General features: G+C 73.7%; 18 protein-coding genes. 9 read left to right on the top strand and 9 right to left on the bottom strand.

Features of this window, described 5'->3' with window-relative positions; genetic code table 11:
• Positions 1 to 342 precede the first annotated feature (342 nt).
• Positions 343 to 1,068 carry a hypothetical protein gene (locus GA0070620_RS03735; protein ID WP_091588573.1) on the bottom strand — a complete coding sequence of 242 codons (726 nt, stop codon included), beginning with the start codon at positions 1,066 to 1,068 and terminating at the stop codon, positions 343 to 345.
• Entirely contained in the window at positions 1,061 to 1,561 is a 501-nt protein-coding gene (locus tag GA0070620_RS03730) for a SigE family RNA polymerase sigma factor (RefSeq protein ID WP_091597933.1), read from the bottom strand. Before GA0070620_RS03730 ends, GA0070620_RS03735 begins: the two co-directional genes overlap by 8 nt.
• A 225-nt stretch (positions 1,562 to 1,786) precedes the next feature.
• Between GA0070620_RS03730 and GA0070620_RS03725 the strand changes: the two genes are divergently transcribed.
• A complete protein-coding gene (locus tag GA0070620_RS03725) occupies positions 1,787 to 5,005 on the top strand; it encodes a S8 family peptidase (protein ID WP_157741527.1) in 3,219 nt (1,072 codons plus the stop codon).
• Between the two features lie 85 nt (positions 5,006 to 5,090).
• Here the strand turns inward: GA0070620_RS03725 and GA0070620_RS03720 are convergent, their stop codons facing one another.
• Together GA0070620_RS03720 and GA0070620_RS03715 are read right to left on the bottom strand one after the other, a co-directional pair.
• Complete coding sequence (locus tag GA0070620_RS03720; RefSeq protein WP_091588571.1) at positions 5,091 to 6,191, bottom strand: winged helix DNA-binding domain-containing protein; 1,101 nt, start codon at positions 6,189 to 6,191, stop codon at positions 5,091 to 5,093.
• 3 nt (positions 6,192 to 6,194) lie between these two features.
• Complete coding sequence (locus tag GA0070620_RS03715; RefSeq protein WP_231922205.1) at positions 6,195 to 6,812, bottom strand: DinB family protein; 618 nt, start codon at positions 6,810 to 6,812, stop codon at positions 6,195 to 6,197.
• Positions 6,813 to 6,873: 61 nt separating this feature from the next.
• Between GA0070620_RS03715 and GA0070620_RS03710 the strand changes: the two genes are divergently transcribed.
• Both GA0070620_RS03710 and GA0070620_RS03705 read left to right on the top strand, forming a co-directional pair.
• Entirely contained in the window at positions 6,874 to 7,866 is a 993-nt protein-coding gene (locus GA0070620_RS03710) for a helix-turn-helix transcriptional regulator (protein WP_091588570.1), read from the top strand.
• 146 nt (positions 7,867 to 8,012) lie between these two features.
• Positions 8,013 to 8,993: an ATP-binding cassette domain-containing protein gene (locus GA0070620_RS03705; RefSeq protein WP_091597928.1), complete on the top strand. Its 981-nt coding sequence runs from the start codon at positions 8,013 to 8,015 to the stop codon at positions 8,991 to 8,993.
• Between the two features lie 8 nt (positions 8,994 to 9,001).
• On the opposite strand, the gene GA0070620_RS03700 is transcribed toward GA0070620_RS03705, so the two are convergent.
• On the bottom strand, positions 9,002 to 10,204 hold the full coding sequence (locus tag GA0070620_RS03700) for an IS110 family RNA-guided transposase (RefSeq protein WP_091587764.1): 1,203 nt from the start codon (positions 10,202 to 10,204) through the stop codon (positions 9,002 to 9,004).
• Between the two features lie 224 nt (positions 10,205 to 10,428).
• Between GA0070620_RS03700 and GA0070620_RS03695 the strand changes: the two genes are divergently transcribed.
• A complete protein-coding gene (locus tag GA0070620_RS03695) occupies positions 10,429 to 11,256 on the top strand; it encodes an ABC transporter permease (protein ID WP_091588569.1) in 828 nt (275 codons plus the stop codon).
• Between the two features lies 1 nt (position 11,257).
• On the opposite strand, the gene GA0070620_RS33425 is transcribed toward GA0070620_RS03695, so the two are convergent.
• The 3 genes from GA0070620_RS33425 to GA0070620_RS03685 form a co-directional block, all read right to left on the bottom strand.
• On the bottom strand, positions 11,258 to 11,440 hold the full coding sequence (locus GA0070620_RS33425) for a hypothetical protein (protein ID WP_231922204.1): 183 nt from the start codon (positions 11,438 to 11,440) through the stop codon (positions 11,258 to 11,260).
• A gap of 33 nt (positions 11,441 to 11,473) precedes the next feature.
• Entirely contained in the window at positions 11,474 to 14,437 is a 2,964-nt protein-coding gene (locus GA0070620_RS03690) for a BTAD domain-containing putative transcriptional regulator (RefSeq protein WP_231922203.1), read from the bottom strand.
• Between the two features lie 63 nt (positions 14,438 to 14,500).
• Positions 14,501 to 14,965 (bottom strand): MarR family winged helix-turn-helix transcriptional regulator, encoded by a 465-nt coding sequence (locus GA0070620_RS03685; RefSeq protein ID WP_091588568.1) that lies wholly within the window; start codon positions 14,963 to 14,965, stop codon positions 14,501 to 14,503.
• Between the two features lie 135 nt (positions 14,966 to 15,100).
• On the opposite strand from GA0070620_RS03685, the gene GA0070620_RS03680 reads away from it, so the two are divergent.
• The 3 genes from GA0070620_RS03680 (at position 15,101) to GA0070620_RS03670 (ending at position 18,101) form a co-directional block, all read left to right on the top strand.
• Positions 15,101 to 16,309, top strand: a complete 1,209-nt coding sequence (locus GA0070620_RS03680; RefSeq protein WP_091588567.1) for an MFS transporter — start codon at positions 15,101 to 15,103, stop codon at positions 16,307 to 16,309.
• A gap of 140 nt (positions 16,310 to 16,449) precedes the next feature.
• On the top strand, positions 16,450 to 17,655 hold the full coding sequence (locus tag GA0070620_RS03675) for a Clp protease N-terminal domain-containing protein (protein ID WP_091588566.1): 1,206 nt from the start codon (positions 16,450 to 16,452) through the stop codon (positions 17,653 to 17,655).
• Between the two features lie 83 nt (positions 17,656 to 17,738).
• Positions 17,739 to 18,101 carry a YybH family protein gene (locus GA0070620_RS03670; protein ID WP_091588565.1) on the top strand — a complete coding sequence of 121 codons (363 nt, stop codon included), beginning with the start codon at positions 17,739 to 17,741 and terminating at the stop codon, positions 18,099 to 18,101.
• An 81-nt stretch (positions 18,102 to 18,182) separates the two neighbouring features.
• Here the strand turns inward: GA0070620_RS03670 and GA0070620_RS03665 are convergent, their stop codons facing one another.
• Positions 18,183 to 21,182 (bottom strand): family 16 glycoside hydrolase, encoded by a 3,000-nt coding sequence (locus tag GA0070620_RS03665; protein ID WP_091588564.1) that lies wholly within the window; start codon positions 21,180 to 21,182, stop codon positions 18,183 to 18,185.
• A gap of 248 nt (positions 21,183 to 21,430) precedes the next feature.
• Here GA0070620_RS03665 and GA0070620_RS03660 point away from each other — a divergent pair, with 248 nt between their 5' ends.
• Together GA0070620_RS03660 and GA0070620_RS03655 are read left to right on the top strand one after the other, a co-directional pair.
• A complete protein-coding gene (locus GA0070620_RS03660) occupies positions 21,431 to 24,238 on the top strand; it encodes an AfsR/SARP family transcriptional regulator (protein WP_157741525.1) in 2,808 nt (935 codons plus the stop codon).
• Between the two features lie 115 nt (positions 24,239 to 24,353).
• Positions 24,354 to 24,878: a sigma-70 family RNA polymerase sigma factor gene (locus tag GA0070620_RS03655; RefSeq protein ID WP_197677539.1), complete on the top strand. Its 525-nt coding sequence runs from the start codon at positions 24,354 to 24,356 to the stop codon at positions 24,876 to 24,878.
• The last annotated feature ends 102 nt before the right edge of the window (positions 24,879 to 24,980 follow it).

Raw genomic sequence — 24,980 nt, 5'->3', positions numbered from 1 at the left:
CGGTACGAGGAGTGCGCCGCGCGGCCGAGGCCCGGGAGTCCGGGCCGGCGGTGCGGTGGAGACGGTGCGGGTGGAGACGGTGCGGGGACGGCCGGCGGCGGTGCGGGGCCACCGGCGCGAGACAGCGACTCCGGTGGCCGGCAAGCAGGATGAGGGTGGTCGCTGCTTTTCAGCGTCGTGCAAGGAATCAAGCACACCTTTGTCGAGATCTTGCATGACGTTGACCAAAGGTTACTGAGGTGCTACGAACGCGTCAATACTTCGACCACTGTCACTATTGACGGCCACCACTCGCCAAAGCCTGCGGGTCGTGTGACGACCCGGGTCGAGGGCGGGGTGGGGCTATCGGAGTGGGGTGGGGCCCTGGTCCTCGAAGTCGTACGTCGTGGTGAGGGCCTCGGGCAGGTCGGGAACCAGGGCGTTGGTGCCGTCGACCACCTGGACGTAGCGCTTGCCCTGGAAGAGCGAGTAGCTCCCGTCGGCCTGCCGGTCGACGCGGAACAGCTGCGTCTGCGCAGCCGGGTCGCACGCCCGGGCCCGCACGCTGCCGGGCGCCGCGTCGTGCACGACGGTCATGCAGACCGGGTCGCCGGACGGGTCGGCGACCACGATCCGGAACCGGTCCCCCTCGGGGCGGAGGACCCACCGCGACCGGCTCTCGACGTCCGACTCCGTCGTGGCGCGCACCCGGTCGTCGTCCAGGCCGACGGCCAGCGCCGCACCGCCCACGCCCGGCACGACGATACGGACCTGCCGCCGGCCACTGAGGATCTGCGCCGGCCCGACGGCGGCGGTGGCGGAGGCGGAGGGGCTGGCGGAGGCCGGGATTCCGGCGGCCGGGGTTTCGGCGGCCGGAGCGACGCCCCGGTCCGGCTGCCCGGCACGGTCGAGCGCCGGCAGCAGGGCGGCGCCGGCGGCCACCGCCAGGACGGCCAGTCCGACACCGGCACCGACCGTCCGGCGACGGCGGCGGTCTGCGCGGCGGCGTACCGCCTGGGCCGGGGGCAGCGTCGTGGCCCGCTGGGCCCGGTCGGCGATCGCCGCGAGGTCGTCGCGCGGATCAACCATGGGACGCCTCCTCCCGACGCTCCTCGGTCAGCATGCCGGCCATCGCCCGCCGACCACGCGACAGGTACGACTTGACGGTCCCGACCGGCCGCTGCATCTCCGCCGCCACGTCCGCGACGCTGAGGTCGTTCAGGTGGTGCAGCACCACGGCGACGCGCTCGTTCACGTCCAGCCGTTGCAGGGCCTGGAGCAGGGCGACATGGTCCTCGTTGAGCGGGGGCACGCCCTGGTCGACGGCGGCCCGCTGGTGCGCGCGCATCCGGTTGAGCGTCTTGCGCCAACTGCTCACCGCGATCCGGGTGGCCACCCGCCGGACCCAGGCCTCCGGGCTGTCCGCCTCGCGTACGGTGTTCCACCGCTGCCAGGCCCGCGCGAAGGCCTCGGCGACCGCGTCCTCCGCCTCGCTGAGGTTGCCGGTCACCAGGTAGAGGTGGCCCACGATCCGGCGCGAGCAGGCCGCGTAGAGCGCGTCGAACTCCTCGGCGTCGCGCATCCGCCCCGTGCCCCCTCCCCGCCTCGTGCGCTGGTCACCGCCGAATGCAACCCGGGCGGGCACCGGGGGGCCACCCGCGCGGTGCCACTTTGTGACCGTCATCACACCGTCGATGATCAACCGGTGGACGGGGTCGGACGTCATCGTGCCGTCCCGGGAAACGCCCGTGGCGGAGAGGACGATGTGCGACGACGGCAACGACAGGCGCTGACGGCCGGAGTACTCGTGACCGCGCTGGCGGCGGCGGGCCTGACGGTCTCCCCCGCCGAGGCGCGGGAGACCGCGCCCTCCGCGCGCGGGGCAGCGCGGTCCACGGCAGCCACGGCAACCGCCGCGCCCGGGACCTACACGTTGATCACCGGTGACCGGGTGTCCCTGGACGCGGACGGCCACCTGCGGATCGAGCGGGGGCCGGGGCGGGCCGGCCAGCGGTTCGTCAGCAGCCGGGAGGACGGCCACCGGTACGTCGTCCCGGTCGACGCGCTGCCGTTGCTGCGCGCCGGCCGGCTCGACCGCCGGCTGTTCGACCTGACCGTGCTCGGTGAGTTCGGCTACGACGACCGGACAGCGGAACTGCCGCTGCTGGTCGCGTACCCGGAGAACAGCCCGGCGTCGGCGCGGGCCGCCGTCACCGACGGCGCCGCGCGGGTCCGGGCCGACCTGCCCGCCGCCGACGCCCTCGCCGTGCGGGCGGGCGTGGCGGACCGGGTCGCGCTCTGGTCGTCCCTGACCCGGGGCGCGTCCTCGTCGCGCACCCTCGCCGCCGGGATCACCCGCGTCTGGCTGGACGGCAAGCGTCGCGTGACCCTGGACCGCAGCGTGCCGCAGATCGGCGCCCCGGCGGCCTGGCAGGCCGGCTTCGACGGCACCGGCGTCACCGTGGGCGTGCTGGACACCGGCATCGACGCCACCCACCCCGACTTCGCCGGCCGTCTCGCCGCGGTGCGGGACTTCACCGGCGGCGGGGACCCCTCCGACGCGGTCGGCCACGGCACCCACGTGGCGTCGACCATCGTCGGCAGCGGCGCCGCCTCCGGTGGCCGGTACCGGGGCGTCGCACCGGGCGCGACGCTGGTCGTCGGGAAGGTGTGCGCCACGAACGACTGCCAGGACTCGGACATCATCGCCGGCATGCAGTGGGCCGCGCCGCAGGCCCGGGTGGTCAACGTGAGCCTCGGCGGCACCGACACCCCGGACCTCGACCCGCTGGAGACGGCGGTCCAGGACCTCAGCGAGCGGTACGGCACGCTCTTCGTGGTCGCCGCGGGCAATGAGGGCAAGCCCAAGTCGGTCATGTCGCCGGCCTCCGCGGACGACGCCCTCGCCGTCGCCGCCGTCGACGCCGACGACCAGCGGGCGTACTTCTCCGCCCGCGGCCCGCGCGTCGGCGACAACCACATCAAGCCCGAGATCAGCGCGCCGGGCGTCGACATCGTGGCCGCCGCCCCCGGCGGGGGTTACGTGCCGATGTCGGGTACGTCGATGGCCACCCCGCACGTGGCGGGCTCGGCCGCGATCCTCGCCGGGCAGCACCCGGACTGGTCCGGCGCGCAGCTCAAGGCGGCGCTCATGGACTCGGCCAGGCCGGCCGGCGACGACAGCCTCTACGAGCAGGGCGCGGGTCGGCTGGACATCGGCCGGGCGGTCGCCCAGCCGGTCGCCGCCGACGTCGCGGCGATCGACTTCCCGGTGCAGCGCTGGCCGCACGCCGACGACACCCCGGTCAGCCGCGTCGTCGGCTACCGCAACACCGGCACCACGCCGGTGACCCTGACGCTCGCGGTCGCCCCGGTCCCGGCCGGCATGGTCACCGTCAGCCCGACCACCCTGGTCGTGCCCGCGGGCGGCCGCGCCGAGGCGACCGTCACCGTGGACACCCGGGTGGACGCCCCGGACGGCGTCTACCAGGGTGCGGTCACCGCGACCGGCGCCGGCGACCTGCGGGTGCGGACGCCGTTCGCGCTCAACCGGGAGATCGAGAGCTACGACGTCCGGCTGGACCACACCGGACGCGACGGTCGACCGGCCACCGACTACCGCAGCGTCGCGGCGAACCTGGCGACCGGGGAGTTCACCACCCTGGACGGGCAGCCGGGCGGCGGAACCCTGCGGCTGCCCAGGGGCCGGTACGCGCTCTACGGCACCATCCACGACGGCACCGCCTCGACCCTGCTCGTGCAGCCGGTCCTCGACGTTCGCGGGCCGGTCACCGAGGCGCTCGACGCCCGCACGGCGCGGCCGGTCTCGCTGACCGTGCCGCAGCGCGACGCCGCCCCGCTGGGGATCAACGTGAGCGCCAACTGGAACGACGGCCTGCGCTACCCAGGTGTCCAGCTCGACGGGCCGTCCTTCGCGGACGTCCTCTTCGGCCGGGTCGGGCCGGCCGTCCCGGCCCCGGAGTTCAGCGCCACGCTGGGCGTCGGGCTCGCCCGCCCCGGTCGGGACGGCACCTTCCGGAACAGCCCCTACACGTACGACCTGGCGTACGTCCGCCAGGGCGACATGTTCACCGGCCTGACCCGCAAGCTCTCGGCGAAGAACCTGGCCACCGTCACGGCGACCTACCGGAAGCAGTCCACCGCCGCGAGCGCGGTGCGGTCCCACCGTGCCGCCGCCCCCGGCGGACCCGGCCCGATCGGCTCGCAGACGCCGATCGACCTGCCGTTCAAGGGCACCGAGTACTACAACACCGACGGCGGCATCGAGTGGACGTCCACCTTCGTGGAGGGCGACAACCTGACCACGCAGGAATCCACCTTCCAGGCCGGGAAGACGTACTCGCGGACGTGGAACGCGACGCCCTTCGGGCCGACGGTGCTCGCGGCCCCGACGTGGTCGCCGCTGGGTTACGCCGGCCGGGACGGCGACACCATCTCCGTCGCCGCGCCTCCCCTGTTCGCCGACGCGGCGGGACGCCCGGGCAACCGTGACGACCTGCCGGTCAAGCTGCGGCTGTCCCGCGACGGCCGGGAGGTCGCGACCGCCGACGGCCCGTACGCGGACTTCGCGGTGCCCGCCGGCCGCGCCACCTACCGGCTGGAGGCGACCGTGACCCGTGGCGCGCCGGACACCCTGTCCACGTCCGTCTCGGTGGCCTGGACCTTCACCTCGGCGCACACGTCGAAGCCGGAACCGCTGCCCCTGACGACGGCCCGGGCGACACCCGTGCTCGACGACACCAACACGGCGCGGGTGGGCCGGACGCTGCCCGTCCCGGTGTCGCTGGACCGCCAGGCGGGCTCGGCCGCGGCACCCAACCGCACCCTGCACGTCGCGGCGTCGTTCGACGACGGCCGGACGTGGGTGGCGGTTCCGGTGGTACGCGGGGTCGCCCACGTCACCCACCCGCGGCGGCCCGGCTTCGTGTCGCTGCGGTTGACGGCCACCGACACGGCCGGCGCCGCGGTGACGCAGACGATCCAGCGGGCCTACCGGATCGCGTGAGCGGCCGGTCCGGGGCGGCGCCCGTGCGGCGCCGCCCCGGACCCCGATCCCGGGTGGACCGGGCGGTGGCCCGCCGGACCGTCGTTCAGTCGGCGGGCGGGGCGATCCGCACCCGGTCGCTGTCGCCGTCGGTGAGGAACGCCGCCAGCGCTCGCCCCTCGTCGGCCACCGCGTCGTGGTCGGTCGGGGCGAGGCGACGCAGCGGGGTGACGAGCACGCCGCCGTCGGCCACCTTCCAGGTCGCCGCGACCCGACCGTCGACGAGCACCACCCGCTCACCGGCTACCGACAGGCCGCGGTGGGCGTCGTCGACGATGCGGGTGCGGTCGTGGTAGCCGAGCAGCGCGTTGTCGAACGCCGGCAGGAACCGCACCGGCGCGGGCGTGTCCGGGTCGGGGCGGGGCGCGTCGGGCAGGTCGAGCAGTTCCCGGCCCCTTTGGTCACGGAAGGCGACCAACTCGCCCCGGACCGCGGCCACCGCCGCCGGGAGCCCGGCAAGGCCGCTCCAGGCCCGCAGGTCGGCGGCCGCGGCGGGCCCGAACGCGGCCAGATAGCGCCGGACGAGGGCCGCGCCCACCGGGTCGGAGCCGTCCGGCGCCGGCGGGTCGACCGCGCGCCCCAGCCAGGTCTCGAGCAGCGCGTTGCGTACGCCCGCCGACGTGCGCCACAGCCCCCGTGGTGGCAGTTGCACCACCGGGATCAGCGCGGCGAGCAGCATCTCCCCCAGCGGCCGTGGCCCGACCTCCGGCCACCGGTGCGCGACGGCCCGGGCCAGCTCCGGCATCGAGCGCGGCTCACCGTCGGCCAGCACCGCCCGGCCCGCCGCCGCCAGCTCGTCGAGGTCCACACCGGTGAGCTCCGCCCGGTACGTCCCCAGCACGCGTTGGCGCAGCATGCCGTCGTGGCGGGAGCGCCAGGCCAGGGCGTCGGCGGCGGTCACGAGGTGGACCGTGCGACGCATGAGGTGGATCCGCACCACCTCCCGGCCGGTCAGCAGGTCGGAGAGCGCGGCCGGGTCGAACGCGCGCAGCCGGGACCACAGCCCGACGAACGGCTCCTGCGGTTCCTGCGCCTGCAGGCCGCACAGGTGGGCGACGGCGTCGCGGGCCGACAGGTCGGCCCGGTCGAGCAGCAGCTGACGGGCGAGCGTCGCGCGGTTGAGCGCCCGGGTGTCGAGGACACGCATCGGTCAGGACGACCGCTGTCCGTCGAGCGACTCGCGCAGGATGTCGGCGTGCCCGGCGTGCTGGGCGGTCTCGGCGAGGACGTGCATCAGCACGGCGCGTACGCTCCACTCCCCACCCGGCTCGCTCCAGGGCGCCTCGGGCATCGGGTGCGTCGCCGACAGGTCGGGAAGGGCGGCGACGATCTCCTCGGTGCGGGCGGCGACCCGCTCGTAGCGGGCGAGGATCCCGGCCAGAGTCTCGCCGGGCAGCACCGCGAAGTCGTTCTGGTGCTCGACCAACCACTGTGGGACCTCCCGGGCCGTGCCGGCCATGAGGTCGTCCCAGGTGACGCCGTCGGGCAGGTCGAAGTTCATGGCCGACGGCCCGTCGAGCACGAAGCGCAGCCACGACTCCTCCATGGCCGCGACGTGCTTGATCACTCCGCCCGGGCACAGCGCGCTGACCGTCGGACGCTCACCGATCTGCTCGTCGGAGAGTCCCTGAACGGTCCTGGTGAGGCCGGCCCGCGCCGTCGCGAGCGCGGCGAGCAGGTCCCGCCGCTCGACGTCGGGGATGACGGGGGACGTGGTGGTCGTGGTCATGGCGTTCGTGTCCTTCGGGTCGGTGACGGTGACTGGCACGAGGACACCGTCGCAGGCATAGCGGTCAGGAAGTGTCCGCTACTCGAGGCAGGATGGAATCGTGCCGAAGACGTCCGCGCGACTGCTGTCGTTGCTCTCGTTGCTCCAGGCCCGACGGGACTGGCCGGGCGCCCTGTTGGCGCAGCGGTTGGCGGTCAGCCCGCGCACCGTGCGCCGGGACGTCGACCGGCTGCGCGAGCTGGGCTATCCCATCGTGGCCGTCAAGGGGCCCGACGGCGGCTACCGGCTCGACGCCGGGACCCGACTGCCGCCCCTGCTCTTCGATGACGAGCAGGCCGTCGCTCTCGCGGTGGCGCTCCAGGTCGCCGCCACCACGGGCGCCGGCATCGAGGAGGCCGCCGCACGGGCCCTGCACACCGTCCGGCAGGTGATGCCGGCGCGGCTGCGGCACCGGATCGACACCTTCCAGGTCACCGCCGTCGAGCGGTCCGCCACGGCCCCCCGGGTCGACAGCCGCGTGCTCCTGGCGCTCAGCGCCGCCGTCCACGCCCAGGAGGAGCTGCGCTTCGACTACCCGGCGCCCTCGCCCGTCCCGGACGACGGAGCCGTCCCGGTCCGCCGCGTACAGCCACATCACCTCGTCACCTGGGGCGGACGCTGGTACCTCGTCGCCTGGGACCTCGACCGGGAGGACTGGCGGACCTTCCGCGCCGACCGGATCTCCCCGCGTACCCCGACCGGGCCTCGTTTCCTCCCCCGCGAGCTGCCCGGCGGCACGGTCGCCGCGTTCGTGGCCAACCGGTTCCGGGGCACCGACGACTCCGGGGACTGGCCCTGCCGCGGGGAGGTGATCCTCGACCTGCCCGCCGCCACGGTGGCCGGCTACGGCGGCGTCGTCGAGGAGCTCGGTCCGAACCGCTGCCGGGTCGTCCTGGGCTCGTGGTCCTGGGCCGGGCTGGCCGCCGCCGTCGGCCGGTTCGACGCCGACATCGAGGTTGTCGGTCCGGCCGAACTCAGGGACGCCTTCGCCCGCCTGGCCCACCGCTACGCCGCCGCGGCCGAGCCGGCCCCCGCACCGCCGCCGTCGCCCTGACCGGCCCGGATCCGGCGCGGGTCGGGGTCCATCCCGGCCCCAATGTGGGGCACGCCACCCCGACCGGTGGGCTGTCGGAGGTGTGTCGGCACGGATGTCGGCGCCGTGTCGGGGCCGTGTCAGCCGACCGGCGCAGGCTGGGCGGCATGACAGCAGACCTGGTGATCGAGGCCGAGGGCCTCGTCAAGACCTTCGGGAAGACGAAGGCGCTGCGGGGGGTCGACCTCGCGGTGCCCCGGGGGACGGTGCTCGGCGTGTTGGGGCCCAACGGGGCCGGCAAGACGACCGCCGTCCGGATCCTCTCCACGCTCCTGCGACCGGACGGTGGCAGCGCCCGGGTCGGCGGCTTCGACGTCGTCCGTGACGCCGAGCGCGTCCGGCAGGCCATCGGGCTCACCGGCCAGTACGCCTCCGTCGACGAGGACCTGACCGGCCGGCAGAACCTGGAGCTGTTCGGCGTGCTGTTGGAGCTGGGGCGCGCCGGTTCTCGGCGGCGCGCCGCCGAGCTGCTCGACTGGTTCGACCTGACGGCCGCCGCCGACCGGCCGGCGAAGACCTACTCCGGCGGCATGCGGCGACGGCTGGACCTGGCCGCCAGCCTCGTCGGCGCACCCGACGTGATCTTCCTGGACGAGCCGACGACCGGGCTCGACCCGGCCAAGCGCGAGGACATGTGGAACGTCGTCCGGTCGCTGGTCGGGAACGGGTCGACGGTGCTGCTCACCACCCAGTACCTGGAGGAGGCCGACGCGCTCGCCGACGCGATCACGGTGATCGACCACGGCCGGGTCATCGCGCACGACACGCCCGACGGGCTCAAGCGGGTCGTCGGCGGGCAGACCCTCGAGGTCCGCCCCGCCGACCTCGCACAGCTGCCCCGCATCGCGGCGATCCTGACCGAGGTCGGCTCCGGCGCCCGGGCCGACGAGATCCGCAAGGGCGTGCTCGCCGTGCCCGTCGCCGACGACGCAGCGCTGACCGAGAGCGTGGCGCGGTTCGCCGCCGCCGGCATCGCGGTCACCGAACTGTCCCTGCACCTGCCGAGCCTCGACGAGGTGTTCTTCACCCTCACCGGGCGTACGGCGTCCGACGACGAGACCAGCAACCGCAAGGAGGTGGCAGCCTAATGACTGAGTCAAGCCGTGAGAGCGTGAGTGAGTCGGTAGGGCTGTCGGGTGCGCAGGATGGCGTGCAGGACGTTGATGCGTCGGCGGGCCAGGGCGATGAGGGCTTGGTGGTGTCGTTTGCCTTCGGCGCGTTTGCGGTCGTAGAAGGCGCGGCTGGCCGGGTCGCGTTGCAGGGCGCAGAACGCCGATTGGTAGAAGACCCGTTTGAGGGTTTTGTCGCCGCTGGTAGCGCGGCGCAGGTAGTGGACCTTGCCGGATTGCTGCAGGACTGGTGCGAGGCCGGCGGCGCTGGCGAGTTGGTCGCCGGTGGGGAATCGGGTGATGCCGCCTGCCACGGCGAGGAATTCGGCGGTGAGGGTGGCCCCCATCCCGGGCAGGGACTGGATGAGGGCCGCGTCAGGGTGGCGGTCGAGAGCGTCGTGGATGCGCTTGTCCAGGTCGGCGAGTTTGTCCCGGCAGGCGAGTACCTCGCGGGCGAGGTCGCGGACGATGTCCGCGGCGACGGCTTCGCCGGGCACGGTGACGTGTTGGGCGCCGGCGGCGGTCAGTGCCTTGTCGACCAGGGCGTCGATCACGGTGCTGTGGTGCCGGCCGGTGGTGCGCAGGTACTCGCTGATGCGGCGTCGGCCGGCTCGGCGGATCTCGGTCGGCGTGACGTAGCGGGCCAGCAGGGCCGTGTCGACTTTGTGGGTGGGGTCGACGACGCGCTCCAGACCGGGATGGATCGAGGCGAGCAGATCCCGCAGCCGGCCGATGCGGCGGGTCTGGTCGACCACCAGTTCCCGGCGGCGGCCCACCAGCAGCCGCAGCTCGCTGCCGGCTTCGGTGGCCGGTTCGACGGGACGCAGTTCGTCTGCGCGCAGCCGGATCTGATCGGCGATGACCTTGGCATCGCGCGGATCCGACTTGTGCTCACCCCCGCGGGTGGCACGGCGAGCCCGGTTGACCGCAAGACCGGAGACATGCACCAGGCGCAGGCCAGCGTCGACCAGCATGACCTGCAGCAGGCCGGCGATGCCACCGAGCACGTCGATGGCGACCGTGGCCGGCCCATACTCGGCCTGCACGGCTCGGATGTCGTCGATGAGCACCTGGATCGCCGACGGATCGTTGTCGACTTTCCGGCTGGCCAGGACCCGCCCCGTCTCGCTGTGCACGAGCGCAGCCCAGTGGAACTCCTTGGCCACGTCCACACCAACCGCGACCGCCATCTGACTCCCTTCTCCCGTCGTGGACACGCGCACGCTCTTGCCGCCGTCAACGCCCTACACAGCGATCAATCGCAAAGCCCAATCAGCAGTCAGCAAGAGCAGACGAGACAGGCGGCGATGCCACCCTCGCCATGGTCGGCAGCCAGCATGAAAGCCATACCTGCCTCGCCCGCGTCAGCCCGTACGAATACCACCGTCGGGCTCGCAATGAAAGGTAGGGCGGCATGAGCACGCTGACCGAGGCACGACCCAGCACGAGCCCCGCCCGGTCGACGGTGACGGCGCGGCCCCGACCGTTCCGGCTGGTCCGGCACTCGCTGGCACTGGCCAAGCGCAGCCTCATCAAGACCGCGCGGACGCCCGAGGCGCTCATCGACGTCACGCTGCAGCCGGCGCTGTTCCTCGTCATCTTCGTCTACATCTTCGGTGGCGCGGTCGCCGGGTCCACCCACGACTACCTGCAGTTCCTGCTGCCCGGCATCCTGGGCCAGACCATCGCGACGGGCGCCATCGCGATCGGCGTCAACCTCAACACGGACATCGCCAAGGGCATTTTCGACCGGTTCCGGTCGCTGCCGGTGCCCCGCTCCGCGCCCCTGGTCGGCGCGGTCCTCGGTGACGTCGTCCGGTACGTCGTGGTCACGGTCACCACGCTGGCGATCGGCTACCTGCTCGGATTCCGGATCGACTCGGACCCGCTGCGGGCACTCGCCGGCTGTCTGCTGGCCGTGCTGTTCGCCCTCTGCCTGAGCTGGCTGCCGGTGCTCGTGTCGATGAAGGTACGCACTCCGGGCGCCGTGCAGGGGGTGATGTTCGCACTGATCATGCCGCTGAGCTTCGCGTCCAACGTGTTCGTCAGCGCCGACACCCTGCCGGGCTGGATGCAGGCCTTCGTGGACGTCAACCCGATGACCCACCTGGTGGCGGCGATGCGCGGGCTGTTCCTCGGCACCCCGCTCGGCACGCACGTCTGGTGGACGCTCGCCTGGTGCGCCGGCTTCGTGGTGGTGTTCATGCCGCTGGCGCTGCGCGCCTACCGCAAGCGGGTGTGACTTAGGCGAGCAGGTCGTCCATCAGCTCGCGGATCCGGGCGGTGGCCGCGGCGAACGGCCGCTCCCGCCACACGGCCAGCATCGACTCACGCCGCTCCTCGTCGCCGAGGGCGGCGTTGAGCCGTTCGCCGTTGTCGACGGGGAACAGCGTCCGGTCGTGGGCACCGACCCGGATCCCGAGCACGTAAAGCTGCCGGGCGGCCTCGACGTCACCCCGTTACGCCGCGAGTTCGGCACCGCCGACCGCCAGCGCGCCGATGACCGGGAGGTCCCGCGAGGCCAGTGCCTCGTCGCGGGCGAGCCTCAGCAACGCGCCGACGCGGCCGTCGACCTCACCCGCGGACGCCTCCCCCGCCTCGGTCATCCGCAGGTGGAGGACCGCCAGCGTGACCCGGAAGATGACGCGCGGCTGCGGGTGCGGCCCGGCCCAACCGGCCAGGATCCGGGTCACCGCCTCCGCGTGGGCGATCACCTCGTCGTAGCGCTCGCGCCGGCAGGCGAGGTGCGCCAGCCCGAGGCGCGCCTGCGCGATCTCCACCTCGTCGGCCTGGCCCGCCGTCGCGGTCTCACCCAACCGCCGCTCCGCTTCCCGGTCGCCGGCGAGGGCGAGCTGCATGTCCAGCCGTACCCGGATCGAGCGGGCGTCCTGCGTCGCGCCGATCAGCTCCATGTTCCGGACGCTGCGGGCCAGCCACTCCGTCGAGCGCCCGCCCTCGCCCGGCGCGAAGAACTGCCCGGCGGCTCCCGCGGCCATCGCCATGCCCCAGTGGTCACCGGCGGCCTCGAACTCGTGGTAGGCCTGCTCGGCGTCGAGGATCGACTCCTCCGCCGCGCCGCTGTTCTCCCGTACGGCGGCCCGGGCGAACAGGCCGAACGCCCGCACGTACGGGTCGGGATGCGCGATCATCTCGGCGGCGGCCTTCATGCTTCTGTCCGGATCGGACGCCGTGAACGCGGGCATTGCCGACGCGAGCGCGACCTGCCGGGGCGACACCTCCGCGGACCGCTCGGCGAGCACCGTCCGCAGCGCCCGCCACGCGAGCGCGGTGAGTCGGAGATCCGCGCTGATGCCGGCGTTGACGCCGATCAGCAGGCACATCCAGGCGAGCCGGTCGGCGTCGGGCAGCGGCCGACCGGCGGCGCGGCCACGCAGGGTCGCCGAGGTCGGTCGCCGACCCGGCTCGTCGAGGTGCAGCACGCCCCGCGCCCACCCGATCACCTCCAGGTGCAGGCCGCGCACCGACCAGAGGTGGAACAGCGCGGCGGCGACGTCGACCGCGGCCGGTTCGTCGTCACGCGCCAGCGCCCAGCGCAGGCCGGCGACCAGGTTGTCCTGTTCGGTGGCGCAGCGGTCGAGAGCCTCGACCTGCCCGGGGCCGACGAACCGGTCGGCGAGCGCGACGGCCGACTTCCGGGCCCACCCGAGCAGGCCGGCCATCGCCGGGTCCCGGTCGCCGGCGGCGTCGAGGCGGGCCTCGCCGTACTCGCGGACGGTCTCCAGCATCCGGTAGCGGGGTGGGCTCTCGCCCTCCACGATGGTCAACAGGGAGTGCTCGACGAGCGTCGCGAGACCACGTCGTACGTCCGGCCGCCACGCGACCGCGGCCGCGAGGTCGGCGGTGAACGAGGCGGGGATGACGGCGAGCCGCTGGAGCAGTTCACGGTCGTCGGGTGCGAGGAGGTCCCGACTCCAGTCGACCAGCGCCCACAGGCTGGCGTGCCGTTCGGGCAGGCCGCGCAGCGCGTCGTCGAGCAGCGTGAACCGGTCGGCGAGCCCGCTGATGACGTCGTCGAGCGGCATGTGGCGCAGTCGGGCGGCGGCCAGTTCGAGCGCCAACGGCAGGTTGTCGAGTCGGTGGCACAGGTCGAGCGCACGCGCGCCGTCCCAGGTGGGCACGGCACCCCCGGCCCGGGCCCGGCTCCGCAGCAGTTCGAGCGCCTCGGCGTCCGGCAGCACGGTGAGCCGGTGGACCCACTCGCCGGCCAGGCCCAGGGGTGCCCGGCTCGTCGCGAGCACCATGACCTCGGGCGAGGAGACCGCGACCAGGTCCGCGACGACGGTGGCGACCGCGTCGAGGACGTGTTCGCAGTTGTCCAGCACGATCAGCCCGTCGAGGTCCGGCGCCACGGCGCGTAGCCGCTCCTCGGGGCTGAGCACCCGGCGTTCGAGTCCCAGGTTGCCGCCGGTGGCCGAGGTGTCCGCCCCGCCGAGCGCGGCGAGCATCGTCGGCAGCACCTCGTCGGGCGAGCGCAGCCCGGCGAGTTCGATCACCCGGACGCTCCGACCGGCCGCCGCCGTACGCCGCGCGACCTCGGCGGCGAGGCGGGTCTTGCCGGCGCCGCCGGTCGCCACGATCGTCACCAGGGCCGCCTCGGTAAACGCCTCGCGCACCGACTCGACGTCCCGCTCCCGACCGACGAGGGCGGTCATCGGTCGACGCCAGGCGGCCGGCAGGGCGATCCGCGACGGCTGCGGGGGTGGCGCCGTCGCGGTCGGCGCGGTGAGTTCGCCCCGCAGCAACGCCAGGTGGACCTGTGTGATCACGGCGGACGGGTCGGCGCCGTACCGGTCGGCCAGCTCGGCACGCAGCCGCTCGACCACCTCCAGCGCCTCGGCGTCCCGGCCCTGGGCGGCGAGCACCCGCACGAGCAGGGCCGCGGACGGCTCGTCCGGTGGCGTCCGCGCGACGAGGCGGCGCAGGTCGGTCTCGTCGTACGGGCCCGCGCCCGCGAGTGCCGCCTCGGCCCGCAGCGCGGTGAGGTCGGTGAACAGGCGCGTCTCCTCGGCACTGACGAGCTCGGGCACCTCGGGGAAGAGGGCGCGTGCCCGGTCCGCCGCGGCACGGGCGCTCCGGGCGTCGCCGGTGCGCAGCGCGGACCGCGCCCGTTCGGCGAGCGCCCGCGCCTCGACCGCGTCGACCGTCACCGCGTCTGCGGGCAGGCGGTACCCGCCCGGTTCCGCGGCGACCGGCAGCCCGAGCCGGCGTACGCGGGACACGAGCGCCTGGAGTGCTCCGCTGGCGTCGTCGGGGGGCGTGCCGTTCCAGACGGCGTCGGTGAGCAGCGGGGTGGAGACCAGCCGACCGCGCGCCTCGACGAGCGCGCGGACCACCGTCGCCAGCCGGTCGCCCCGGACCGGCCGACCGTCGACGGCGAGCGGGCCGAGGATCGTGATCTGCACCGACCCAGCATCCACCACGCGCGCACGGGGTCGTCGGTCACCCGGTCGGCGGGTGGCTGGGCGTCAGGCGGACGGCGAGACGGGGAGCGCCTTCACGGCCTGGACCAGCGGCGCGAGCTCCGGGTTGGCCGCCGCCTCGTCGAGCGCCTCCCGCAGCGCGGTGTCGTTGGTGGGGCGGGCCTGCGCCAGCAGCGCGAGACCGGCCGGCGTGACGTTGGTGTAGATGCCCCGGCGGTCGGTCGGGCAGAGGTAGCGCTCCAGGAGACCCCGGTTCTCCAGGCGGGTGACCAGCCGGGTGGTGGCGCTCTGGCTGAGCACGACCGCGTCGGCGACCTGCTTCATCTGGAGGTGCCCGCCGTCACCGTCGTGCTGGCGACTGAGCACGTCGAGCAGGGAGTATTCGCGGACGCTGAGGTCGTGCGCGGCCTGGAGCGCGCGCTCGATGTGCGCCTCGATGCGGTCGTGCAGCAGGGAGAGCGAGCACCAGCCCTGGGCCAGGGCGGTCAGCGCGGGATCCGTCGCGGTCATGTGCCTTCCTCCTCCCGGAGCCGTCTCCAGCATAGAGCAAACCGCGATAGAGGGCGTTTGCAGTTAGCCCGCGTCTGCAACTATAGTCGTCCGCAAGCAAAGCGGCTCTGCAATCATCCGGAAGGGATCGCCTCCATGCCTCTCGCGCTTCTCGCCCTCGCGATCGGGGCGTTCGGGATCGGGACGACCGAGTTCGTGATCATGGGGCTGCTACCCCAGGTCGCCCACGACTTCGGCGTCTCCATCCCCACCGGCGGGCTGCTGGTGACCGGTTACGCCCTCGGCGTCCTGGTCGGCGCGCCACTGATGACCATCCTCGGCACCAAGATCCCCCGCAAGCGGATGCTCATGCTGCTGATGGGTCTGTTCATCGCGGGCAACCTGCTGTCCGCCTTCGCGCCGTCGTTCGCCGTCATGCTGATCGGCCGTGTGGTCGCCTCGCTCGCCCACGGTGCCTTCTTCGGCATCGGCTCGGTGGTCGCGGCGGACCTCGTCGCCCCGCAGCGGAGAGCCGGCGCCATCGCCATGATGTTCACCGGCCTCACCGTCGCCAACGTCGTCGGCGTCCCGCTCGGCACCCTGGTCGGTCAGTCCGCCGGCTGGCGCGTCACCTTCGGCATCGTCGCCGCGATCGGCGTGGTCGGCCTGCTCGGTGTCGCCCGCCTCGTGCCCGACGTGCCCAAGCCCCAGGGCGTACGCCTGCGCCACGAGGTCGCGGCCCTACGGAACACCCAGGTCCTGCTCGCCATGGCGATGACCGTGCTCGGCTTCGGCGGGGTCTTCGCCGCCATCACCTACATCGCGCCCATGATGACGCACGTCGCCGGCTTCTCCGACGGGTCCGTCACCTGGCTGCTGGTCCTCTTCGGGCTCGGCATGGTCGGCGGCAACCTGGTCGGCGGCCGGTTCGCCGACCGCGCGCTGATGCCGATGCTGTACGTCTCCCTCGGCGCCCTCGCCGTCGTCCTCGGCCTGTTCACCCTCACCGCCCACGACAAGGTCGCCGCCGCGGTGACCGTCACGCTGATCGGCGCCCTCGGCTTCGCCACCGTCCCACCCCTGCAGAAGCGCGTCCTCGACCAGGCGCAGGGGGCACCGACGCTGGCCTCGGCCGTGAACATCGGCGCCTTCAACCTCGGCAACGCGCTCTCCGCCTGGCTCGGCGGGCTCGTCATCAGCGCCGGCCTCGGCTACACCGCCCCCAACTGGGTGGGCGCGCTCCTCGCCGCCGGCGCCCTCGTGCTCGCGGTGCTGTCGGCAGCCCTGGAGCGCCGAAACCGCTCGCCGGAGGGCCGCCCGACCGCCGTGGTCGCGACGCGGTCCCCGGTCGCCGCGCACCGCTGAGCTCGTTCGCCGACGCCGCGTCGGAGGCGCTCGCCTGACGGACACCCACGCCGGTGCGCCGGGCCCGACCTGTCGGGACCGGCGCACCGCCGTTGCCACGGCCGGGCACCATGACGCCATCACCGGAGCCTGGAGGACCGATGCGATCGGGGCAGCCACCGTTCGTCGCCCTCGGCGCGCGGCCCATGCGCGTGCTGCGCGACGCGTACGCGGCGGCGCTGCGGCGCGAGGCCGCCAGCGTCGGCACCCTCGACGTGCTGTGCCAGGTGGCACTGCGCCGAGGGGCGGTCCCGCCGTGGCTGATCGCGGGAGCGAGCGGCGCCGACCTGACGCGGATGGGGGTGAGTCCCCGCCGCATCCCGGCCGCCCGGTCGGTCGGCGAGCTGGTGCCCGGCCCGGCCGGCGTCTTCGATCCGGAGGCCCGGGCGGTGCTGCGCGAGGTCGAATGGCAGGTCCACCGGCGGGCCAGCCGGAAAGGCCCGACGGCGGGCACGCGCGACCGACCGACGTGGACCCCCGGCGTGCACACCACCGTCACCGGCGCCCTGCGGGTCGCCCACGACGCCGGCGTCCCGTTCGCCAACCTGAGCCACCTCGTGCTCGGCATGCTGCACCAGCCGGCCTGCGACGGAACCCGTCACCGCTACCCCCACGAGTACGCCCGCCAGGACGCCGTCGACCGGTTGCGCGGCGAACCGGACCTGCGTCGGTCCGACGAGCCCCATCCGGACCTCGACCCCGAGACGCTGATCCTGCAGCGCGGCTCCGGGCCCCTGGCCGACCGCGTCGCAGGACGGGTGTACGCCCGGATGTCCCGGCTCAGTCGGCTCGGTCCCCTCTTCACCTCCGTCGAGAGGGAGGCGAGACGCCAGGCGGTCCGGTTCGACCACCAGGTGATCGGGCCGGCGCACGTCCTGCTCGCGATGCTCACCCACGACGCGGCCCTCGACGCGGCCGGGATCCGGGTGCCCGCCGACCATTACGGCCGCAACCGGGCCGCGCACCTCCTCCGCGCCCGCGGCGTCGAGGCCGAACCGCTGCGCTTGGTGGTCGCGTCCCTCGACGGGGCGGACGAGCCTCCGGCGGACGTGCTCGCCGGGCAACTGCGGGACCTGCGCCCGGGCGATCCGTACGTCGGAGCGGAGGTCGCCGTCGCCATGACGCGGGCTATGGATGTCTCGTTGGCCCACCGGCATGCCGACACCGGCACCAGCCACCTGCTGGCAGCCCTCCTCGAGGACGGGGCCGGCGGCGCCGCCACCGTACTGCGCCGCCTGGGCGTCGATCCGGGGACTGTCGCGGGAGCGGTCGAGCAGGAGCTACGGGCGGCGCCGGCGACCTGGTGAACCGGCGACGCCGCCGACGCGACCGGTGGCAGCATCAGGGGAGGAAGATCCGATTGCCCACCGCCCGCGCAGAGGAGACCACAGTGAGCAGCCCCGACAGCGAGATCCTTCGCGGTGTCCTCGACCGCTGGCGGTCCGCGGTCGACGCCCACGACCCCGACCGCGTCGCGTCGTGCTTCACCGACGACGCGATCTTCCAGGGGCTGCGCCCGTACAGCGTCGGCCCCGAGAGTGTCGCCGCGTACTACGACTCGCAGCCGATCGGGTTGACCGCCGCGTACGAGATCCGGGAGACCCGGCGCCTCGCCGACGACGTCGTCCTCGGCTACCTGGCCGTCGAGTTCGCCTTCACCGACCGACCGGCCCGCAACGTCCACCTCGGTGTGGTCGTCCGCCGGACCGGGGATCGCTGGCTGATCAGCCACTACCAGGTGTCCCAGCTCTGACCGGCGGCGGTGCCCCGGCACCGCGCGAACGGACGGCCGGGCCGGCGAACCGGCCCGGCCGTGTTCTGGCCGCTGGTGCCGCTACCCGTCGAGCGGCTCGATCCAGAGGTCGCGGTACTGGACCGGGTTGCCGTGGTCCTGCAGCCGGATCGCGCCCGTGGCCGGACCCTCCGGCCGGCTGCCGCCGGTCGGGCCGAGGATCTCGACATCGTCGTGCACCGTGACGCCGTTCCACACCACGGTGACGCGCGGGTTCTCCACCTTGTTGCCGGTCGCGTCGTAGCGGGCCTGCCGGTAGACGATGTCGTACGTCTGCCAGGTCTCCGGCGGGAGCGCCGCGTTCACGTCGGGGGCCTTCTGGGTGTAGATGGCCGCCGCGTCGTTGGTCTGGGGCGGGTCGATGCCGAACGAGTCCAGCACCTGGATCTCGTAGCGGTCCTGCAGGTAGACGCCGCTGTTGGCGCGCGCCTGGCCGGTGACGTCCGGCGGGTACAGCGGCAGGTTGAACTCGACGTGCAACCGGAAGTCGCCGAAGGCCTGCACCGTGCGGAGGTCGCCGTTGCGCACCGTCATGGCGCCGTCGGAGACCGCCCACTCGGGTTCGCGCCCGTCGGTGTGCTGCCACTCGGTGAGCCCGCCACCGTCGAACAGGGTGATGCGCTCGCCGTGCGGCCGGACGGCGAGCACGTCGAGGTTCACGTGCCCGGAGTCCGCCGCCTCCTTGCGGTACTCGACCACGTTGCGGCCCTTGTCCAGGGGCACGGTGGTGGTGACGGTGCCCCACTCCTCCCAGGTCACGGTGGAGGGGAAGACCGTCTGCTCGACCCGTTCGCCGTTGACGTACAGGCTCAGTTGCTTCTCGCCCGAGTACGGGTTGGGGCCGTTGCTGTAGCGCATCGCCAGGTCGTACGTCCCGGCCTGGCGAACGTCGACCGACAGGCGGGTCGACGAGCCGTCACCGGCGAACCCGGCGGCGAAGCCGGCGTCCGAGTAGGCGGCGTGGTCGGTCGCCATGCCGACGCCGACCGTGCGGCCCTCCTCGGCCTCGAAGAAGGTCTGCGGCTGCACCACCCGGCCCGGGATCTCGTTGAGCGTGTACCAGGCCTCAGTGTTCCACAGCTCCTCGCCGTCGGCGGAGGAGAACGGGCGCGGGGAGCGTACGTGCACCACGCGGTTCTCCTTCAGGCCCGGGATCTTCAGTTTGACGGTGCGGCGGTCGGCCGACAGCTCGGCCTTGGTCACCGCGAGCGTCTCCAGGTCGAGCTTGGGGCCGCCGTACTGGCTCGTCGCGCCGTAGCGCCACTGCGTCACCTGGTACGCGTCGGCGAGCTCCTGCGCGGTCTCGGCCGACAGCGGCTCGGTGTACTCCAGCTCGAACCCGACGTGCGACGCGCGCATCCGCTTGACCTCGAAGACGGAGGCGCCGTTGGGCGTGAGCTTCTGCAGGCCGTAGCTGAGCTTGCCCTCCTGACCCCAGTTGCCGCCGGCGCCCAGGCCGCCGACGTAGAGCGCCCCGTCGGGGCCGAGGGTGACCTCGTTGACGCCGGCCTCCAGGCCCTGCGTGTGCCGGAACACCGCACCCTGGTACTGCCCCTCGATCTTCTCGAGGAACACGCGTTGCAGGCCGCCGTACGTCACGTCGCCGACGACCAGCTGTCCCGCGTACGGGCCCTGCTTCAGCAGGACCGGGGTGGACGGCGAGTTTCCGATCTCGTTCTGCGGGATCCAGACGATGGGACGCGTCACCGGTTCGTCGTCGAACGGGCCGGTAGGGGTCGTGTAGTGGTTGTAGAACGCTCCCTGCCGGATCTGCACCAGCTTGGACGCGGGCAGCCAGCCGCCCTGGTTGTCGGTGACGAGGACCTCGCCGTGCGGACCCCAGCCGATCCCGTTGGGGGTGCGCAGCCCGCCGGCGACGTACGTGATCTCGCCGGTCTTCGCGTTCACCTTGATCGACGTCCCACGGTTCGGCGCGGGCTGGGGCACGGTGGTGGCGCCGCCCTGGTTGATGGCCACCGACAGGTTGAGGTGGAAGTAGCCGTCCCGGTAGAGCAGGCCGAACGCGAACTCGTGGAAGTTGCCGCCCCACGGCCAGGTGGCGACCGTGCGGCGGTGGTCGGCGACCCCGTCACCGTCGGTGTCGCGCAGGGCCGTCAACTCGTGCTTCTGGCTGACGTAGGTCGTGCCGTCGACCACCGCGACGCCCTGCGGTTCACGCAGCCCGTCGGCGAACCTGCCGTAGGTGACCTGCTCGGGCCCGGTCTGTCCGGTCGCGCCCTCGACCACGTAGATCTCGCCGGTCGCGTTGTCGGTGCCGCCCCAGGTGGAGAGCACCAGGTCGCCGTCGGGCCGGAACGCCATGCCGGTGACCTGCGGCTGGAAGCCTTCGGGGCGCAGGTCGCTGAGCGTGTAGCCCGGGTGCACGCGGTCGAGTGGCAGGCCGTCGCCGGCCGAGTCGGTCGCTCCCTCGCAGTACTTCCATCCGGGGGCGGTGACGCGTACGACCCCGGCGTCGGTGCTCAACGCGGAGTTCGGCACGAGCGTGAAGTCGTCGGCCCCCGGTGGACGCCACTCGAGCCGCAGGACCTGGCCGCCGCCGTTCTCGAAGAACTCGACGAACAGGGGGTGCAGGCCGGCGCTCAGGGTGACCGAGCCTTCCTTGGCGGTCTCGCCGTGCAGGCCGTCGTGGTCGACGACCCGCTGGTCGTCGATCGTCAGGCGGGACCCGTCGTCACTGGTCAGCCGGAAGGCGTACGTGCCGTCGACGGGCGCCGCGAGGTTGGCGATGACGTGGCTGATGAACCGGTCGGAGAGACCGAACTCGTCGGTGCCGGTCCAGTTGACCTGAGGCATGAGCTTGTCGACGTTCGGGGTCTGCGCGGGTTTGAGGGTGCACAGCGCCGACAGCGGAGCGCCCATGTCGTACGAGCGCAGGGTGACGCCCGGTTCCTGCGGGGGAACGTCGGCGACGGGTGCGGCCGTGGCCGAGGTGACGGGGGCTGTGGCGAGCACGGTCGCCAGGGCGGCGGTGGCCGCGAGCAGGGATCTGCGACGCCATCGCCGCCGGTTCGGTGCGGTCATGGTTCCTCCTGTGCGGGGCGGGTGCCGGCCGGGAAGGAGCCGTGCCTCTGTCTCCCGCGACCGGTCGGATCGATCTCGCCGAACAAAAGATCGATCGCAGACACTATCACTTCAGATAGATACAACTGAACTTTTGGATTTTCAAGCAAAAGTTGCCCTCGCCGATCGCGGTCGCGTCGGTCCCGCCGGAACACCGCGGTGCCGGTCGGTCGTGCCATCCCCGGGGCGGCCCCGCTACCGTTGCCTGCGTGCGGGCGGCGGGCGAGACGATCAGCTTCGCGGTCCTCGGCTCGATCAGGGCCGTCCGCGCCGGCGTCGAGCTGCGGCTGGGCGCCCGTCAGGAACGCCTGGTGCTCGCCCTGCTGCTGGCCCGCGCCGGTTCCCCGGTCTCCCTGGACGAGCTGGTGGACCTGCTGTGGGACTCCGACGCCCCGGTCAGCGCCGCCAACGTCGTGCACCGGCACGTCGGCGCGCTGCGGCGCCGGTTCGAGCCCGGCCTGCCCACCCGGTCGGCGGGCCGGTACATCCATCGCGACCTCTCCGGTTATCGCCTCCTCGCCGACGAGCGGTCCCTCGACCTGCTGGAGTTCCGGGCGTTGTCCCGGCGGGCCGCCCGGAGCCTGCAGGACGGCGACCCGGAGTCGGCGTTGCGGCACTTCCTCGACGGGCTGCGGTTGTGGCGGGGCCGGTGCGCCGCGGGCCTGGAACCCGCCTCCCGCCTGCACCCCGCGTTCCTCGCCGTCGAGGGCGAACGCGCCGAGGCGGTACGGCAGGCCGCCGACGCCGCCGAGCGGTGCGGGCGGCTGGGCGCGGTGCTGGTGCCGTTGCGGCAGGCCGCCGAGCAGCACCCGCTCGACGAGTCGCTGCAGAGCCGGCTGCTGCTGGCGCTCGCCGCCGCCGGCCGTCAGGCGGAGGCGGTCGAGACGTACCGGGTGGTGCGCCGCCGGCTCGCCGACGACCTGGGCGTCGACCCGGGCGAGGAGCTGCGGGAGGCGTACGACCGGCTGCTGCACCAGCGCACCGGGCCGACGCGTACCGCGTCACCGCTCCCCCGACCCGCGCAGCTGCCCCCGGACCTGCCCTTCTTCAGCGGCCGACACGAGCTCATCGCCCAGGCCCGCGCGGCGGTCGCGCGCCCGGGTGGACCGACGGTGCTCGCGATCGACGGCATGCCCGGGATCGGCAAGACCGCCCTCGCCGTCCACCTCGCGCACGAGTTCGCCCCCGACTACCCGGACGGGCAGCTCTACGTCGACCTGCGCGGGTACGACGGGCGGGAACCGGCGATGAGCCCGGTCGAGGCGCTGCGCGGCTTCCTCGGCTCACTCGGGGTGCCTCAGCAGGGCATTCCCGCCGAGTTGCACGCCCTGGCGGGCATCTACCGCAGCAGCCTCGCCGGCCGGCGCCTGCTGATCGTGCTCGACAACTGCCGCGACGCCGAACAGATCCGCCACCTGCTGCCGGGCAACGCCGACTGTCTGGTCATCGTCACCAGCCGCAGCCGGCTCAGCACCCTGCTGACCGCCGCCGGAGCCCACCCGTTGCCGGTCGGCCTGCCGAGTCTGGACGAGGCCCGCGCGGCGCTGCTCGGACCGCTCGGCGCCGACGCCGCCACGGTGGATCCGGCCGCGATCGACGCCATCATCGCCAGCTGCGGGCGGCTGCCGCTCGCGCTGGCCGTGGTGGCCGCCCGCGCGGCGGGCCTGCCACGGACGCCACCGGCGCAGATCGCCGCCGAACTGGCGGACACGCCCAGCAACCTGGACGGGTTCGACGGCGACGACCCGCAGACCGGCCTGCGTGCCGTCTTCTCCTGGTCCTACCGGGCGCTCTCCGCCCCGGCCGCCCGGCTCTACCGGCTGCTGCCGATCCATCCCGGCCCCGACATCTCGATCGCCGCGGCCGCGGGCCTGGCCGGCGTCGAGCTGCGCACCGCGCGAACGCTGATCGGCGAGCTGAGCCGAGCGCACCTCGTCAGCGAGGACCTGCCCGGCCGCTACCGCACCCACGACCTGCTGCTCGCCTATGCCAGGGAACTCGGCGAGGAGAACGACAGCCCGACCGAGCGCGCCGCCGCCGAGCTGCGTTGCCTGGGGTTCTACCGGGCCACCTGCTACCAGGCGCATCGGCGGCTACTGACCTCCGAGGACCACCCGATGATCGAGCCGGGGCCGGGTGAGACCCCGCTGCGGTTCGCCGACCACGGCGACGCCATGCGCTGGTTCGACGCCGAGAGGCAGGTCTTGGTCGCGCTGGTCGGCCGGGCCGCCCGGCAGGGACGGCACACCGACGCCTGGCAGATCGCCCTGGGCATGCAGCACTACTTCGACCGCAGCGGCCGGTGGGCCGACTGGACGACGACGGGCGAGGTGGCCCTCGAAGCCGCCCGTACGGGCGGCGACCTGGTCGGGCAGGCCCGGATGCATCGCAGCCTGGCCGGTGCGGCCTACTTCCGGGGCGAACAGGAGACCGCGATCGGGCACCTCGACCGGGCCCTCGAACTGCTCGCCCGGCTCGGCCTGCACGGCGAGCTGACCCGGGCCGGGATCAACCGGGCGATGATCCTGCAGGCCCAGGAGCGGCACGAGGACGTCGTCGGGGCGCTCACCGCGGCGCTGGGACCGGCCCGCGCGGCCGGCGACGACAAGCTGCTCGCGGACGTCCTGGTGATTCTGGGCGGGAGCAACGCCGCACTGGGCCGGGCGGAAGAGGCGATGCGCTGTGGCGAGCAGGCGATGGCGCTGTCGCGGGCGGCGCGGTACCGGCTGGGCGTCGCCGAGGCGTGGGAGGTGCTCGGCCGGGTGCACGCCGTCCGGGGCGAGTCCGGCCGGACGATCGACTGTTGGCGTGCGGCGGCCTCGGCCTACCAGGAGGCCTCGGCGTCGGCGCCGGCCGCGGAGGTGCTGGCACTGCTCGGCGACGCCCTCGCCACCGCCGGTGACCAGGACGCCGCGGTGCGGGCGTGGCAGGAGGCGCTGGCGCTCATCCCGTACCGGCAGTCCCGCACCGGCCGGAGGCTGGTCGGCCTGCTCGCAGCCGTCACCTCGGGTCCGTGACCGATCGCGGACGGCGACGGCACTCGATTCGCACTTCCGCGTCAGTCCGTTCGCGTCGATCGTCCCTAGGCTCCTACCCCAGTCACCGTTGCTCCTGCGTGTGGGGGGAGATGCCGTGCCGCAGGCACCCGACGAACCACCGGCCGACCCGGCCGAGCGCCTGACCGCGCTGCACGCCGAGCACGCGCGTGCCGTGCTGCGACTCCTGCTCGTCCTGACCCACGGCCAGCGGCAGACCGCCGAGGACCTGCTCCAGGAGACGATGCTGCGGGCCTGGCGGCACCTCGACTCGGTGCCGACCGAGCCCGACGCCGCCCGCCGATGGCTCGTCACCGTCGCCCGGCGGCTCGTCATCGACGGCGTCCGGCTGCGACGCGGGCGACCGACCGAGGTCCATCTCGTCGACATGAGCTGGGTTCCCGCCGGCGACGACACCACCGGCACCGCCCTGGCGTCGCACGCCATCCGGCATGCGCTCGGCCGGCTGAGCCCGGCACAGCGCAGTCTGCTCTCCGAGGTCTACCTGGTCGGGCGGTCGCCACAGGAGGTCGCGGGCCGGTTGGGAGTCCCGATCGGCACGGTGAAGTCCCGGACCCACTACGCACTGCGGGCGCTGCGTACCGGCCTCGAAGCGGCCTGACCGGGGACCGTACCGGCCCGGCCGCGGAGCCGGCGCTGAGTCGTGGTTCACAGTGCCGCAACGCGCGGCCGGGTCACGACGCGGGCCCTGCCACGCTTCGGC

Source organism: Micromonospora krabiensis, assembly GCF_900091425.1.
Classification (GTDB): domain Bacteria; phylum Actinomycetota; class Actinomycetes; order Mycobacteriales; family Micromonosporaceae; genus Micromonospora; species Micromonospora krabiensis.
This window is presented reverse-complemented; position numbering and strand designations above follow the sequence as displayed.

Bases quoted from the DNA above. Each gene is read 5' to 3' on its own strand.
- GA0070620_RS03735 (WP_091588573.1), bottom strand. From the start codon at position 1,068: ATGGTTGATCCGCGCGACGACCTCGCGGCGATCGCCGACCGGGCCCAG.
- GA0070620_RS03730 (WP_091597933.1), bottom strand. From the start codon at position 1,561: ATGCGCGACGCCGAGGAGTTCGACGCGCTCTACGCGGCCTGCTCGCGC.
- GA0070620_RS03720 (WP_091588571.1), bottom strand. From the start codon at position 6,191: ATGCGTGTCCTCGACACCCGGGCGCTCAACCGCGCGACGCTCGCCCGT.
- GA0070620_RS03705 (WP_091597928.1), top strand. From the start codon at position 8,013: ATGACAGCAGACCTGGTGATCGAGGCCGAGGGCCTCGTCAAGACCTTC.
- GA0070620_RS03700 (WP_091587764.1), bottom strand. From the start codon at position 10,204: ATGGCGGTCGCGGTTGGTGTGGACGTGGCCAAGGAGTTCCACTGGGCT.
- GA0070620_RS03695 (WP_091588569.1), top strand. From the start codon at position 10,429: ATGAGCACGCTGACCGAGGCACGACCCAGCACGAGCCCCGCCCGGTCG.
- GA0070620_RS03685 (WP_091588568.1), bottom strand. From the start codon at position 14,965: ATGACCGCGACGGATCCCGCGCTGACCGCCCTGGCCCAGGGCTGGTGC.
- GA0070620_RS03680 (WP_091588567.1), top strand. From the start codon at position 15,101: ATGCCTCTCGCGCTTCTCGCCCTCGCGATCGGGGCGTTCGGGATCGGG.
- GA0070620_RS03675 (WP_091588566.1), top strand. From the start codon at position 16,450: ATGCGATCGGGGCAGCCACCGTTCGTCGCCCTCGGCGCGCGGCCCATG.
- GA0070620_RS03665 (WP_091588564.1), bottom strand. From the start codon at position 21,182: ATGACCGCACCGAACCGGCGGCGATGGCGTCGCAGATCCCTGCTCGCG.